This window comes from Serpens gallinarum, from assembly GCF_014836765.1.
GTDB classification, from domain to species: domain Bacteria; phylum Pseudomonadota; class Gammaproteobacteria; order Pseudomonadales; family Pseudomonadaceae; genus Serpens; species Serpens gallinarum.
Map to the genome: position 1 here is coordinate 289935 of NZ_JACSQG010000002.1, position 13714 is coordinate 303648.

General features: G+C 60.1%; 15 protein-coding genes. 13 read left to right on the forward strand and 2 right to left on the reverse strand.

The annotated features are described in order from the left end of the window. The first annotated feature begins 11 nt into the window (after nucleotides 1-11). Genes H9642_RS06600 through H9642_RS06620 form a run of 5 tightly spaced genes read left to right on the forward strand, consistent with a single transcriptional unit; the run spans nucleotide 12 to nucleotide 4995 of the window. Complete coding sequence (locus H9642_RS06600) at nucleotides 12-1103, forward strand: flagellar basal body P-ring protein FlgI (RefSeq protein WP_251835628.1); 1092 nt, start codon at nucleotides 12-14, stop codon at nucleotides 1101-1103. A gap of 2 nt (nucleotides 1104-1105) precedes the next feature. Beyond that, the gene (locus H9642_RS18425; RefSeq protein WP_433962676.1) at nucleotides 1106-1606 is read left to right on the forward strand and encodes a rod-binding protein; all 501 of its coding nucleotides are present in this window, start codon (nucleotides 1106-1108) and stop codon (nucleotides 1604-1606) included. Further along, nucleotides 1603-2976 (forward strand): flagellar hook-associated protein FlgK, encoded by a 1374-nt coding sequence (flgK, locus tag H9642_RS06610; RefSeq protein WP_251835629.1) that lies wholly within the window; start codon nucleotides 1603-1605, stop codon nucleotides 2974-2976. The genes H9642_RS18425 and flgK overlap by 4 nt, the downstream gene beginning before the upstream one ends. Nucleotides 2977-3029: 53 nt before the next feature. Continuing rightward, a complete protein-coding gene (gene flgL, locus H9642_RS06615; RefSeq protein WP_251835630.1) occupies nucleotides 3030-3932 on the forward strand; it encodes a flagellar hook-associated protein FlgL in 903 nt (300 codons plus the stop codon). A 16-nt stretch (nucleotides 3933-3948) separates the two neighbouring features. Beyond that, the gene (locus H9642_RS06620) at nucleotides 3949-4995 is read left to right on the forward strand and encodes a hypothetical protein (protein ID WP_251835631.1); all 1047 of its coding nucleotides are present in this window, start codon (nucleotides 3949-3951) and stop codon (nucleotides 4993-4995) included. Between the two features lie 44 nt (nucleotides 4996-5039). Here the strand turns inward: H9642_RS06620 and aguA are convergent, their stop codons facing one another. Beyond that, entirely contained in the window at nucleotides 5040-6146 is a 1107-nt protein-coding gene (gene aguA, locus H9642_RS06625; protein ID WP_251835632.1) for an agmatine deiminase, read from the reverse strand. Between the two features lie 179 nt (nucleotides 6147-6325). Then, nucleotides 6326-7003: a TetR/AcrR family transcriptional regulator gene (locus H9642_RS06630; RefSeq protein ID WP_251835633.1), complete on the reverse strand. Its 678-nt coding sequence runs from the start codon at nucleotides 7001-7003 to the stop codon at nucleotides 6326-6328. Nucleotides 7004-7310: 307 nt separating this feature from the next. Here H9642_RS06630 and fliD point away from each other — a divergent pair, with 307 nt between their 5' ends. Genes fliD through H9642_RS06670 form a run of 8 tightly spaced genes read left to right on the forward strand, consistent with a single transcriptional unit; the run spans nucleotide 7311 to nucleotide 13711 of the window. Next, nucleotides 7311-8876 carry a flagellar filament capping protein FliD gene (fliD, locus tag H9642_RS06635; RefSeq protein WP_251835634.1) on the forward strand — a complete coding sequence of 522 codons (1566 nt, stop codon included), beginning with the start codon at nucleotides 7311-7313 and terminating at the stop codon, nucleotides 8874-8876. Nucleotides 8877-8895: 19 nt separating this feature from the next. Further along, a complete protein-coding gene (gene fliS / locus H9642_RS06640) occupies nucleotides 8896-9291 on the forward strand; it encodes a flagellar export chaperone FliS (protein ID WP_251835635.1) in 396 nt (131 codons plus the stop codon). Then, a complete protein-coding gene (locus H9642_RS06645) occupies nucleotides 9275-9586 on the forward strand; it encodes a hypothetical protein (RefSeq protein ID WP_251835636.1) in 312 nt (103 codons plus the stop codon). The genes fliS and H9642_RS06645 overlap by 17 nt, the downstream gene beginning before the upstream one ends. Nucleotides 9587-9594: 8 nt before the next feature. Then, nucleotides 9595-10647, forward strand: a complete 1053-nt coding sequence (locus H9642_RS06650) for a flagellar hook-length control protein FliK (protein ID WP_251835637.1) — start codon at nucleotides 9595-9597, stop codon at nucleotides 10645-10647. Between the two features lie 32 nt (nucleotides 10648-10679). Further along, nucleotides 10680-11153, forward strand: a complete 474-nt coding sequence (locus tag H9642_RS06655) for a flagellar basal body-associated FliL family protein (protein WP_251835638.1) — start codon at nucleotides 10680-10682, stop codon at nucleotides 11151-11153. Between the two features lie 2 nt (nucleotides 11154-11155). Further along, the gene (locus H9642_RS06660) at nucleotides 11156-11887 is read left to right on the forward strand and encodes a FliA/WhiG family RNA polymerase sigma factor (RefSeq protein WP_251835639.1); all 732 of its coding nucleotides are present in this window, start codon (nucleotides 11156-11158) and stop codon (nucleotides 11885-11887) included. 10 nt (nucleotides 11888-11897) lie between these two features. Then, nucleotides 11898-12770, forward strand: a complete 873-nt coding sequence (gene motA / locus H9642_RS06665; RefSeq protein ID WP_251835640.1) for a flagellar motor stator protein MotA — start codon at nucleotides 11898-11900, stop codon at nucleotides 12768-12770. Then, nucleotides 12767-13711, forward strand: coding sequence for an OmpA family protein (locus H9642_RS06670; RefSeq protein ID WP_251835641.1), 945 nt, complete (start codon nucleotides 12767-12769; stop codon nucleotides 13709-13711). Before motA ends, H9642_RS06670 begins: the two co-directional genes overlap by 4 nt. Nucleotides 13712-13714: the final 3 nt, after the last annotated feature.

Sequence of the window (13714 nt, forward strand, 5' to 3'; positions counted from 1 at the left end):
CGGATACTGACATGCGCAAGCTTCTCCCCCTTCTGTTGCTGCTGGCCCTGCCCTGCGCCCGGGCCGTGCCGCTGATGGACCTGGTGGATGTCGAAGGCATCCGCGACAACCAATTGATCGGCTATGGCCTGGTGGTCGGCCTGGATGGCTCGGGTGACAAGAACCAGGTACGTTTCACCAACCAGGCGATGGCCAACCTGGTCAAGCAGTTCGGCGTCAACCTGCCGGCCAACGTCGATCCCAAACTGAAGAACGTCGCCTCGGTGACGGTCACCGCCAGCGTGCCACCGTCCTACAGCCCAGGGCAGAGCATTGACGTCACGGTGTCGTCATTGGGCGATGCCAAGAGTTTGCGCGGCGGCCAGCTGCTGCTCACCCCACTGCATGGCGTGGACGGCGAAATCTACGCCCTGGCCCAAGGCAGCCTGGTGGTGGGCGGCCTGAAGGCTGAAGGCAGCAGCGGCTCCAGCGTGTCGATCAACAGCGCGACCACGGGCCGGATCGCCAACGGCGCTACTGTCGAGCGCATGATCCCCAGCGATTTCGCCAAGCGCCCGGACATCATGCTCAATTTGCGCAACCCCAGCTTCCAGACCGTCACCCGTGTGGTGGATGCGATCAATGAGCGCATCGGTCCCGGCACGGCGACGGCGCTGAACGCCACCAAAGTGTCGGTGCGCGCACCGGTCACCAGCACCCAGCGTATGAGCTTCATGGCCATGCTGGAAATGGTGGATGTGCGCGAGGGTCGCGAGCGACCCAAGGTGGTGTTCAACAGCCGCACCGGCACCGTGGTGATTGGCGAGGGCGTACGCGTCAAGGCCGCGGCCGTGTCCCACGGCAACCTGACCGTGACCATCAGCGAAAACCCGCAGGTCAGCCAGCCCGCGCCGTTCAGCCAGGGCCAGACGGCCGTGGTGCCCCGTTCGGAGCTGGAAGTCACCCAGGACCGCAACGCCATGTTCCGCTGGCCGGAAGGCGCCAATCTGGAAAGCATTATCAATACCGTGAACAGCCTGGGCGCCACGCCGGATGACGTAATGAGCATTCTCCAGGCCCTGGAGCGCGCTGGCGCCCTCAACGCCGAACTGATTGTGATCTGACCATGAGTATTCTCAACCTTCCGAATACGCTGCAGTCCTGGCGCAACGCCCCGGAGCACACCGGCATCTCGCGCAACGACCAGTTGCAGGCCGCCGCCGAGCAGTTCGAAGCGATGTTCCTGCAACAGATCCTCAAACAGATGCGCAAGGCCAGCGATGTGCTGTCCGAAGGCAGCTCGATGCGCAGTCGCGAGTTGGACACCATGCGCGACTTTTACGACGACGTGCTCGCCGAAAAACTGGCCGGCCAGCGCAACACCGGCATCGCCGACATGCTGGTCGAGCAACTGGGCGGCGAGCCGGTGGCCGCGCTGCCCAGCCAGGCGTTGCAAGCGCCGCTGACCGGTAGCTGGGCGCAATCGCATGCGGCATTTAAGCCGGCAGGCGAAACGGTCGCCTTGAATCAGCAACTGGCGTCGAATACCTCCACGCCCCCTCATCAAGCGCTGTCGGCGGCTTTTGCCCAGCCGATTCGTCCTGACACCAAGGAGAATCGCTCGTGAGTCTTATGAGCCAGATTGGCATGAGCGGCGTACGCGCCTCGCAGACTGCCTTGACCACCACCAGCCAGAACGTCGCCAACGTCAATACCCCGGGCTTCAGCCGCCTGCGTACCGAGCAGATGTCTCTTTCCGGGCATACCACCTTGAGTGGCGGTCGTGGGGTAGAAATAACGACGATTCGGCGTATTGCCGACGATTACGTTAATCGTCAGCTGTGGCGTTCGACCAGCGAGCAGGGGATCAACTCAAGTCGTCAGCAGTATCTGGTTGCGCTGGAGCAGATGATGGCCAGCGAAGGCTCGAATATCAGCGGCGGCCTGGACGACCTTTATGCGGCGCTTAACGCCACGACTTCAACGCCTGATTCCATTGCCCTTCGTCAGCAGATACTCAATGAAGCTGGGGCTCTGACCCAACGCTTTAACGGCCTGAGTAACAATATCGAGCTGCAGCTGAAGGCCGTACGCGGCCAACGCGAGGCGATGGTCACCGAGTTAAATGGTCTGACCGGCAACATTGCCGAGTTGAACAAGCGCATTGGTTACGCCGATGCCACCAACGGTGACAGCAAGGCCCTACGCGATCAGCGCGACAGCCTGGTACAGAGCTTGGCCGAACTGGCCGATATCCGTGTGGGCGAAGCCGCTGATGGCAGTTTCAGTGTTTCCTTGGCTAACGGACAGCCGCTGGTGGCTGGAGCCACCGCTGCAACCGTCAGCCTAAGCGCCGGAGCCGATAACGAGCAGGATTTCAAGCTGTCCTTCGCCGGCACCGAGTTTCCTATGGCTCGCGATGGCTGGGGCGGCAAGCTGGGTGGGTTGCACGACGCTGAATACAATTCACTGCGCTCTATTCAGGGCAGCATCAACCAGATGGCCGGTGAACTGGCGACTCAGTTCAACACTGTCCTGGCCAGCGGTACGGATCTGGATGGTAATCCCGGCAAGCCGCTGTTCGTGTATGACCCCACCAGCATTTCGCAAGTGCTGACGGTCGCCAGCTTGTCCCCCAGGGAGCTGGCCTTCTCCGCTTCCGGTGCCAACGCCGCGCAGGGTAACAACGAGACGTTGCTGGAGCTGATCCAGCTTAAAAACGCCACTGTGACCGTTGATGGCAACACCAGCACTCTCAACGATGCCTATGCCTCTCTGCTGGGTAAAGTGGCCAGTCAGAGTCGCCAGGGTCAGGCGGACCTGGAAACCGCCACGTCGGTGCTGGCTCAGGTCCAGGCCCAGCGCGACAGTATCAGCGCGGTGAGCCTCGATGAGGAAGGTGTGAATTTGATGAATTTCCAGCAGGCCTATCAGGCCAACCTGAAAGTCATCAGCACCGCCCGCGACCTGTTCGACAGCATGCTGGCCGTATTCTGACGACTGCGCGCCGGCGTGCTGCCGGCCCCGACGATTTAACGAAGGATAGCGATATGCGCATCACCAACGCCCAGATCAACGCCATCATGCATGGCTCGCTGAGCAACAACGCAGCGAAAACCGGCAAGCTGATGCAGCAGATGGCCACAGGCGACCGTATCATCCTGCCATCGGATGACCCGATTTCCAGCGTGCGGTTGCTGCGCATCGCCCGGGAAGAGTCCAGTCTGGCCCAATACCAGACCAATATAGCCAACCTGTCCGGGCGCCTGTCGGCGGCCGAGACCAACCTCACTGCGGCATCCGACACCATACTTAGCGTGCGCGACTTGTTGCTCTGGGCAGCCAACGGCACCAATGACCAGGCTGCACTGGAGAGCATGGCCGGCGAGCTGGAAAGCTTGGAAGAAACCATTTACAGCTATTTCAACTCGCGCGACGAGGAAGGACGCTTTTTGTTTTCCGGCACCGCCACCAACCAGGAGGCTGTGAAGTTCGATGGCACCGTTTATACGTTGGGCGGTAACAACGACACCCGCAAGGTCGCCGTGGCCAATGGCGTGCTGCTCGATGATAATGTCACCGCCGAAACGGTGTTGGGCACCAATGTGGATCTGCTCAACAAGCTGCACGAGGCCGTGGCTTCCATGAAGGATGCCACGCTCGATCCAGCGGTAGTTCGCACCAGCATTACCGACGCAATCGTGGCGCTGGATAGCAGCCATGATGCTCTACTGATGAATGTCACCGAACTCGGTGGCCGGCAAAACACGCTGACTCTGCTTGCCAACAGCCAGGCGGATATTTCCCTGGTCAATGAGAAAATCGAAGGTGAATTGTCGCGCTTCGATTATTCTCTCGGTTCGCTAGAGCTGGCCAATTACCAGATGGCCATACAGGCCACGCAAAAAACCTATGCCAAGCTCACTGGAATGTCGCTGTTCGACCTGCTTTAAGGAATAAGGGGACACTATGAAGGTTGTCGATAAACAACTGCCAGCCGTCACGCCGTTCGACCTGGATCGTCGCACGGCGGACCTCAAGGGTGTCCCCGTACAACGTCAGAGCCGCGCGCAGCCTGTCCAGCGCGAAACTCGCACCAGCGAGCGGGCGCCACGCCAGAGCAGCACCTACAGCCTGCAACTCAACCAGCAGTTGTCTTCCATCCAGTCGGCCAACAGCTACCTGAATGAAGTGCAGAGCCGGCTCAGTCAGCTCAAGCTCAAGTTGAGCGCCGAGGTCAGCGCGGCCTCCAGCCAGTCAGTTAGCCGTCAGCAAGCGCGCGAAGCGCTGCAGAAGGTTAACGCAATCCTCGACCAGCGCAGCCGTAACACCGGCAATGTGCTCGATGCCAGTTTCCAGCTGAAACTGAATGAGCCGGTGCGCATTCGCTTCAGCCTGCAGGGGCTGGAAAACATCGAGCAGGTGCGCGCCTCGGGCCAGGAAACCCTAGTATTCAGCGCCGGGCGCCAGCTCAGCGAACCTTTGGCGGTGGTCCTCGATGACGGTATGAGCGTCGAGCAAACCTTGCGCCGTTTCAACTTGCCCCTCAACCAGGCGGGACTGCGCGCGGAAATCGATCCGGACGGCTCGCTGAAATTCTCCGCCCGTGAAAGCGACTGGACTGCGCTGCGCGACGAGCTGGCGGTGCAGGGTGAGGGCAAGCTGTTTGCCAAGGGCCACTATGCGCGAGTGGAAAGCGCCGAAGATGGTCTGCTCGGTCTGCCAAGCGAATCTGCCCTGGAGTCAGTGCGCGAAATGCGCCAGATCCTCGACAGCGTGGTCAGTGCCTTGGACCGGGTCACCCAACTGCGTGAACAGATCCGCGAGCGGGAGTCGGATATACGCCTATTCCTAGCCGAACACCTGCAAGATGATGAGCGCCAGTGGGCGCAAACCTACGTCGAAGCACTGAACAAGGTCATGCATCGTGGGCCGGTCAATTATGTCAGCCAGGCCCAGGTCGTCGTCAGCCAAGCCAACCTGACCCGTTACAGTGTGGTCAGCCTGCTGTCCTGATCCAGCAGGCGCCATAGCCTGGCGCCCTCGCTTATGAATGCTCTCTACTGATTCTGCGGCGCCGGCTGCTGCTGGGTGATGCAATGGATATTGCCCCCGCCGAGTAGGATTTCCCGCCCAGGCACCATCACCACTCGGCGCTCAGGGAATAAGCGCTGCAGGATGGTTTCAGCTTGCACATCCATTGGGTCATCAAAGCTTGGAGCGATGATCCCACCGTTGACGATCAGAAAGTTCACATAGGAACCGGCCAGGCGGATCGACGGGTCGCGCGGCTGGCTGCCCGTAACCGTCTGGACACCGGCGCATTCCTCTTCAGTGGCATAAATGGGGCCGGGGATCGGTATCTTGTGGACCGTCAGTGCACGTCCTTGGGCATCAAGCGTGTCTTTGAGTACATCCCAGGCGGTGCGACAGCGTGGATAGTTAGGATCCTGCGCATCGTCGGTCCAGGCCAGCAGCACCTCGCCGGGGCGCACGAAGCAGCAAAAATTGTCGACGTGCCCATCGGTTTCGTCGTTGTACAGGCCTTCCGGCAACCAGATGATCTTGTCGACTGCCAGATGCTCGCTGAGCAGCGTCTCGATCTGAGTACGGTTCAGGTGAGGGTTGCGGTTCGGGTTGAGCAGGCATTCTTCGGTGGTGATCAGTGTGCCCTGACCATCAACGTGAATGGCGCCACCTTCCAGCACGAAGTCGCCAGTGCGGTAACGGTCCTGGCGCTCAATCTGCAAAATCTTCTTGGCGACCTGTTGGTCGCGGTCCCAGGGTGCATACAGACCGCCATTGAAGCCGCCCCAGGCGTTGAAATCCCAATGCACACCGCGCACGTCGCCTTGGGCATTGCACACGAACGTTGGCCCAGTATCGCGTACCCAGGCATCGTCACTGCTGAGTTCTACAACGCGGATGTTGGCGTGTTCCAGCTGCAGGCGGGCATTGGCGTATTGGCCGGCAGAAACACCTACACTGACCGGCTCGAATTCGGCAATGGCACGTGCCACGGCTGCGAACGCGGCCTGTGCTGGCTGGCCGCCGAGGCGCCAATTGTCGGGGCGCTCGGGCCAGATCATCCACGTCTGCTGGTGTGTTTCCCATTCGGCGGGCATGCGAAAGCCGTCGGCGCGAGGGCTGGTGGTCAGAGTGATCATCGGTCTTCCTTCCGTAGGGTGGGTTAACCCACCGATGCGGTCTTTGTAGCGGGCAGCAGCCCATCCGTGGAGATACTCGGATGGGATCTCGCCGTCGGCGATAACAGTGTGGCCCACTTGGGCTTATGCGGATGTATAGCCGATATAAATCGATAAATGAAGCGCGCTAACGCAAGATCCTAGGGCGTGTTCTCGAGAGCTGCCGATATGAATCCGTTTTCGAGGGGTTCAGTCCGCTTGATCAAGCAGGGTGGTAGGTACAGACCCAGGTAGGCGACAAAGACTCGGGCGCCTTCTTCCCGCCAGCGGGGGATGACTTCGCCGTGTTGTTGTACCGAGCGGGCATAAACGCGATCGGCCAGTTCCATGGCCAGCGCGAAGACATCCAGGTCCTCGGGCAGCGGTGGTAGGGCAAAGTGCCGGTCGAACAGCGCGTGCATCAACCGGCCCAATTCTAGGTCGTGCTGCAGGTCGGCCTGGGTCACTTCTGCCTGACCATGCTGGGCCAGTATCAGTTGGCGGGCGGCGGGGTCGTCGGCATAGATGCACAGCATGCGCTGTTCAACCAGACGCGCTAAATCCTGCCAAGTCAGCAGCGATGCATGCTCAACCGGCACGGTCAGTGTGGCGCGAAAGGCTGCATGGACTTGACCTGCCAGCGACTGCAGCAATGCCGGTACGCTGGGAAAGAAGTGGTACACCGAAGAAGGCGGAATCTGGGCGCGCTCGGCCACCCCATAGATCGTCAATCCGCTCACGCCGCAATCGGCCAGTTGGGCCCGGGCGGCGTTGTGAATGGCAGCGATGCGCGCCTGACTGCTGGCGCGGGGTTTGCGAACGTTAACGGATGGCGGCATGCCGGAGCTCCAGGTTCGGGTGAAAGTCGGCCGAGGGGCTGGCGCAAGCGCGCTGGCGGCGTATGGGACGTTGCGTATTTTCGCTGCAAGACGCCGCGAGCGCCTTGATGGGGTTCGCAGGCTGCTGAGTCTATGTCGATCGGGTTGTCCTGGCCGTATCGGGCACGATTCCAGGGCTGTGGCCGATAAAGCTTTGGTGTGCGCCTCCTTGCGGGTTGTACTCGAGCACTGTCTCTAGAGGCTGCGGTCCCCTCATTTATTAGCGTCAGAACCTTGGCGCTTAAGCCCTAAGGCGTTTCGGTCGCCTGTGTCTATCAAATCCACCGCCAGCTGGAATGCGGAAGCGGTGTTTCCGCATCGAGCGCGCGCCGGGGTATTAGGTGCTCCGCGCGGAAGCGGAGTTTCAGCTGCGAACGGCGCTACGGCCAATTTTATACAGCATGGCGTTTTGGCATCGGAATTGCCTCCCATCTATCAAGGGGTACCAGACATGACGACTTTTGACAGTAACTACGCGTACAACATGGCCACTCAGCTGGCGGGTTTCGATACCCAGACCAGCTACAGCCGCCTGGACCGCAATAAAAAGAACTACCAGGCCCAGCAGACGGCGCTCAATACCTTGAGTTCCGCCCTGAGCACCTTTCAAACCAAGCTCAGTGGCTTGAAAGGCGCCGGCAGCACCAGTTCGATGATGCAAAACAAGGCCACGCTGAGCAGCTCGGATTACGCTACGGCCACCGTGGGCGGCAAGGCGCAGGCCGGCAGCTATCAGTTTTACGTCGATAAGCTCGCAAGTGCACACCAGCTGGCATTTGAAAATGTCAGCGGCAGTGATTTCGGTAATGCGGGCACATTCCTCGTCAAACAAGGTGGCAACAGCATTGAGGTCGACCTTTCCACTCTAGGAATCGCGGCAGACGGTAGCGATGCGCTGGAGAAGATAGCCAAGGCCATCAATGACTCCGACCAGAACAAAGGCGTTCGTGCCTCGTTGGTAACGGCGAACGGGGTCAAGACATTGATGCTGAGCAGCGAAGAGACCGGGGCTGCCAACAAAATCACATTTGAAGAGGTCGGAGCGCCGACGGACCTCACTATCAAGGCTCTCTCAAAGACCAAAGAGCTGTCCAAAGCACAAGACGCTGAAATTTATCTGGGCGCCGATGCCAGCGGCATCAAACTGACCAACAGTAGCAATACCTTCACGAACATTGCCGACGATGTCAGTCTGACTTTTACCAAGGCACACACAACCGGCGATGCGCCGCTGACTGTCGACATCGCTCAAGACCCAAGCGCCACCAAGGCCAAGGTTCAGGAGTTCGTCGATGCCTACAATAGCCTGATGTCCACCATTAAGAGCCTGACTGCCAGCGGTTCGGAAGAATCCGAACGCGGGGTGCTGGCCGCCGACGGTATGACCCGCGGCCTCAAGAGCATGGTGGACAACCTGATTCGCAAGGATTTCGGCGGCGAGTCACTGGTGTCGCTGGGTATCACCGGCAAGCGCGACGGCAGTCTCGAACTGAATGGCGAGCGCTTCGACAAGATGCTGGCCAGCAAGCCTGAAGCCCTGGACGCCATTTTCAAGGGCGATGGAGCCACAAAAGGCTTGCTCGACTCCTTGCTGGATACCAAAAGCGGCCTGGCGGTTTACACCAGCAGCGTCAACGGCATCTTGAAAACGCGCAAGGACAGCATCAGCGACTCCATGAAACGAGCCGATGTCGAGTACGAGCGGGTCGATACCCAGTACGAAAATCTCTATCAACGCTATCTCAAGCAGTACACCAGCATGATGCAGATCATGTCGACGCTGGAGCAGACCTCCAGCCTGTACTTCGACTTCGCCAGCGCCGAGAAGAAATGATCCTAACGATTGAGGCCCCATGACCTACCACTACGAAGACAGCTACAACAGTTATCGCATGGTCGATCTCGAGTCGAAGGCCGCTGCGGCTTCGCCCTACGAACTGGTGCTGGTGCTGTTCGACGGTCTGCTCGACGAGCTGGCACGCACCCGTGGTCACATCGAAGGTAAGCGCTACCAAGAGAAAGGCCGCTCGATCGAGAAGAGCATCAATATTCTCAACGGGCTGTCCAGTTCCCTGGACTATGAAAACGGCGGCGAACTGGTTGCCGGTCTGGCGCGGTTGTACGACTACTGCATCTACCGCCTGGCCGATGTCAGCGTGACGTTGTCGCTGGAAGGTCTGGACGAAGTGGTAAACCTGCTCGGCACGTTGCGCGAAGGGTGGGAGGGCGTGCGTGCCGCCCGCCAATGAGCTGCAGCGTCTGCACAATCTCAAGGTGCAACTCGAGCGGGTGCTGCATCTCGATGACTGGGACGCTATCCGCGAAATTGATCGCTCGCTGCGCGACATCCTGCTGAGCCTGCGCAAGCAGGGTGACGAGCCCAGCGCCGAACTGCTGGCCGCGTGCCGGGATGTTCAGCACTTGCACGGTCTGGCGCGCCAGCGCTGCCAGGAAGAATGTCAGCGCCTGCGGGTGCTGTTGGACAGTCACGAACAACCCGCAGATGGCCGAAGTGCTTATGCCTGGGTGGAGAGTCTGCGGTGAATACAGCTGTGAGTATTAATCTGGCCGGACCTGTCCAGCAGGCGAACTCTGCCATCTTGCCCGCCGCTGCCGAGTCCGCATCTGCCGCAGTTGTAGGAACCGCATCGCAGGATGTAGCCAACAACGCCCCTGAATTTGCGACGGAGCTGCATGCCAGCGCTGAGCTTCTGCCTGAATTAGTGGATGTACCGGCCGAGCTGGAGCCGGTCGAGTCTGGCGCAGTGGAGCCGACTTTGGTGGCCCCTGAAGGTGAAGCTGGCCTCGAGCAGATCGAAGCCCTGCTGGGCAGCCTGCTGGCCCAGCAACAGCAACAGGTTCAGGCCCAGCCAGCGACAAGCCAGAGCGCTGTGTTGGCGGATCGCGCGGCGCAATCCCTGCCAGGGCTGCCGGGTGATCGCCTGACGCAGCCACATATCGTCGACGGCAAGGCACCCGTCTTGCCAGCCCCGGTTGAAGTGCGCAGTGAAACACTCGCCGGCGCTGCGCGCGCCGAGGCCGCACCGCTCAATACCGGCAATGCTATCGGCACGACCGTGGATATGGCCGGGGGCAAAGCGGCCGAGGGCGAGACGTCAGCGGTGCTCTCCGGTCAGGCCAGTCAGCTACCGGCAGCGGTTAGCGCACTGCCGGAGCGAACCCTCAAACTACAAGGCTCGGACGCCCAGCGTGGCGAGCAGATGCTGCATGCACTGCGTGACAGCGTCGATATGCAGATACAACAAAAGGCGCAACGCGCCACCATTCGCCTGGACCCGCCGGAGCTGGGCAAGCTGGAAATCGTGGTCAGTCAAGAGGTGGGCCGCATCACCATTCAAATCAATGCGGGACAGGCCGATACCCTTAGATTGCTGCAGCAAACCAGTGACCGTCTGCGCCAGGAGCTGCTCACGCAGCATTTTGTTCAGGTCAACGTCCAGGTCGGTGCCGACAGTCAGTCGGGTCAGCAGTCACGCCAGGAGCCACTGCGCTACGCGGAGAACGCGGTACGGGACAACGTCCTGGAGCCAAGCGGGGACGACACCCGCCAGCGTGATACCTCCGATGTGCTGGTTACGGTCTGACGCGCACTCCAGAAATTCGTAAGAGAGAAAGTATGAGGTCATCCCGCGTTATCGTCGTGCTGCTGGTACTCAACATCATTGTGGTGGGTACAGCGTTGGCGGCTTTTTTTATGACTCAGCGCCCGTTTACGGGTGAGCTGCACGCGGCCGATGGTGATTCCGCCCAACAGTTGCGGGAGCTGAGCGAGCTGTCGGCCTACCAGTTTCTGCCCATCGAGAAAATCATCATTGGTGTGCGCGGGGCCAAACGTGAACATTACGTGGTGATTGACCTGGCGTTGCAGATCAGCGCCAAGGTCGACAGCAAGCTTCTGCCACCGTTGGTGCCGGTGGTGCGCAATTCGGTGGTCGCCGAATTGTCAGGCATGCGTTACGAGACACTGCGCAAGATGTCCATTATCGAACTGCAGGCGCTGATCGAGCAGACCCTGTTTGATGATTTTGCCGCACGCCAGCTCAAGGCACCGTTCGAGCACGTGTTGGTCAGCAAGATGCTCGCGCAATAATCATGAACAGCCCCTGCGTCGTCGAGACAGCCTACCCTGGGCATAGCGCCCCGCCGCTGTTCGCTCCGCAGGACGAGCAGCGCTGGCTATTGCGTTATCTGCCGCTGGTCAAGCGCATTGTCAGCCAGCTGGCACTGCAGGCCAGTTCGACGCTGGATCGCGAAGACATGGAGCAGATCGGCCTGCTCGGCCTGCTCGACAGCCTGCGTCGTTATGGCGAGCCGGATGAGGCATTTGGTCGCTTTGCCAGCCTGCGCATTCGCGGTGCGATCCTCGATGAGTTACGTCGCCAGGACTGGCGGCCACGGCAAGTGCGTCAGCAGAGCCACAAGATGCGCGATGGCGTGCGTGCCCTGGCGCGCCAGCTAGGGCGTGAGCCGAGCGATGAGGAAATCCGTACGCACCTCGGCGTGGATGAAGACGCCTACCACGCGTATTTGCTGGACCAGTCCGGCGAAGCGATCGAAAGCCTCGATGCGTTGCTGCAGGACGGCCATGAACCGAACGCCAATGTCACCGAGGGGTTCGAGCAGCGCGTGCATCAGGAACGCCTGTTGGCCCAGGTGCTGGGCCGGCTGTCCGAGCGCGAACAGTTGGTGTTGACCCTGTACTACCAGCACGACCTCAGTCTCAAGGAGATCGCGCTGGTGCTGGACCTCAGCGATGCACGGATTTGCCAGCTGATCAAGCAGGCCGTCAAACGGGCCTGTGTCTTTTTAACCGAGCCTAATTAGTCGAGCCGTTATGCAGAAAATTTTCGGATCTCTCCTCATTGTCGCGTGTGTACTGGGTGGTTATGCCCTGGCCAACGGCAACCTGGCCATGCTCTGGCAGCCTGCAGAATTGCTCATCATCGTCGGCGCCGCCCTGGGCAGCCTGATCGTGGGTAATCCCAAGGAAGTGCTGATCGAAATGCTCAAGCAGATCAAGGGTGTGGTGGTCTACAAACGGCGCGGGGAAGAATTCCAGCGTCAACTGCTGATGCTCCTCTATGAGTTGCTGGAAATGGTCGAAATCGGCGGCCTCAAGGTGCTCGATGAGCACATCGAGGAGCCGGAGAAGAGCGAGCTGTTTGCCAAATACCCACTCATCCTCGCCGAACCCAACCTGATGGCCTTCATTGCCGACAACTTCCGCCTGATGGCGATGGGCAAGATCAGTGCCCACGAACTGGAAGGTTTTCTCGACCAGGAACTGGAAGCCATGGAGGAAACCCTGCTGCTGCCGTCGCGCTCGCTCAATCAGGTCGGCGAAGCGATGCCCGGCTTCGGTATTCTCGCCGCAATCATGGGCATCATCATCACCATGGGTAATATTGGCGGCTCGGTTGCGGAAATCGGTGCCAGTGTCGCTGCTGCGCTGGTCGGCACCTTCCTTGGCATCTTCTTCTGCTACTGCGTAATGCAGCCGCTGGCCACGGCCATGTCGCAACGCATCCGCACCGAATTGTCGGCTCTGGAATGTGTGCGCACCACGCTGGTCGCCCATGTGGCCGGTAAGCCGACGCTATTGTCGGTGGACGCCGGTCGCAAACTGATCGAGCAGGACGTCAAGCCGGCGTTCAGCCTGCTCGAATCCTGGGTCAACCGCTATGAGGAAGAGCGGGACGCAGCATGAGCAGCTTGAGAAGGAAGGGCGATAAGGATCGCGAGATTGTTATCAAGCGGCGTCGTAAGAAGGGTCACGAAGGCGCTCACAGTGGTGCCTGGAAGGTCGCCTTTGCTGACTTTACCCTGGCGATGATGGCGCTGTTCATGGTGTTGTGGATCATCAATCCAAGTAAGACGTCTTCGCCCCTCAGCGCCGACGACCCGGTCAGCAACCCGCTGATGGAAGGCATGGTCGGTGCCAATATGTTCGACAACATCAGCGAGCTGCCGATCGACCTGGACGGCAGCGTGCGCGAGATCCAGCCCGAGCCGCAAGATATCAGGCAGTACAACACCCGCGAAGATCTGGAGCAGTTGGCGGATCTGATCGAGGAGCTGTCTGGTGAAGTGGATGCGCTGTCCAACCTCGAAGTCATCGTGGTGCCGCAAGGGCTGCGCATTCTGATCAAGGACGACCAGCAGCGCTTCATGTTCGAGCGCGGCAGCGCGCGGCTCAATCCGCATTTCCAGCGTTTGCTGACCAGCCTGGCGCACATGCTGGCCAAGGTCGAAAACCGCCTGATCATCAGCGGCCACACCGACGCAACGCAGTACCGCAAGAGCGCTACCTACAACAACTGGAACCTGTCCGGGGATCGCGCGCTGCTGGCGCGAAACGTGATGGTCAATGCCGGCCTGCAGGCGACGCAGGTGCTGCAAGTCTCGGCCTTGGCCGACGTCATGCCGCTGCGCGCAGACAATCCGCGCGACGGCGCCAACCGACGCATTGAACTGTTGCTGCTGACGGAAAAATCCGAAGGGCTGTACCGCGACCTGTTCGGCGAAAGCTACCCGCAGCTGCATTACACCCAGGACGGCACGCGTTTGAAGGTGCCAGAGAAGGTTGTACAGCCCGCTCCTGTTAGCGTGCTGAACAAAAAAGAGGCTGACACGCTCTGGGTGGAGTAAGTG

Excerpts from the sequence above, each read along its gene's own strand:
- H9642_RS06620 (WP_251835631.1), top strand. The coding sequence starts at position 3,949 with ATGAAGGTTGTCGATAAACAACTGCCAGCCGTCACGCCGTTCGACCTG.
- H9642_RS06670 (WP_251835641.1), top strand. The coding sequence starts at position 12,767 with ATGAGCAGCTTGAGAAGGAAGGGCGATAAGGATCGCGAGATTGTTATC.
- flgL (WP_251835630.1), top strand. The coding sequence starts at position 3,030 with ATGCGCATCACCAACGCCCAGATCAACGCCATCATGCATGGCTCGCTG.
- aguA (WP_251835632.1), bottom strand. The coding sequence starts at position 6,146 with ATGATCACTCTGACCACCAGCCCTCGCGCCGACGGCTTTCGCATGCCC.
- H9642_RS06630 (WP_251835633.1), bottom strand. The coding sequence starts at position 7,003 with ATGCCGCCATCCGTTAACGTTCGCAAACCCCGCGCCAGCAGTCAGGCG.
- fliS (WP_251835635.1), top strand. The coding sequence starts at position 8,896 with ATGACCTACCACTACGAAGACAGCTACAACAGTTATCGCATGGTCGAT.
- motA (WP_251835640.1), top strand. The coding sequence starts at position 11,898 with ATGCAGAAAATTTTCGGATCTCTCCTCATTGTCGCGTGTGTACTGGGT.
- H9642_RS18425 (WP_433962676.1), top strand. The coding sequence starts at position 1,106 with ATGAGTATTCTCAACCTTCCGAATACGCTGCAGTCCTGGCGCAACGCC.
- H9642_RS06600 (WP_251835628.1), top strand. The coding sequence starts at position 12 with ATGCGCAAGCTTCTCCCCCTTCTGTTGCTGCTGGCCCTGCCCTGCGCC.
- H9642_RS06660 (WP_251835639.1), top strand. The coding sequence starts at position 11,156 with ATGAACAGCCCCTGCGTCGTCGAGACAGCCTACCCTGGGCATAGCGCC.
- H9642_RS06655 (WP_251835638.1), top strand. The coding sequence starts at position 10,680 with ATGAGGTCATCCCGCGTTATCGTCGTGCTGCTGGTACTCAACATCATT.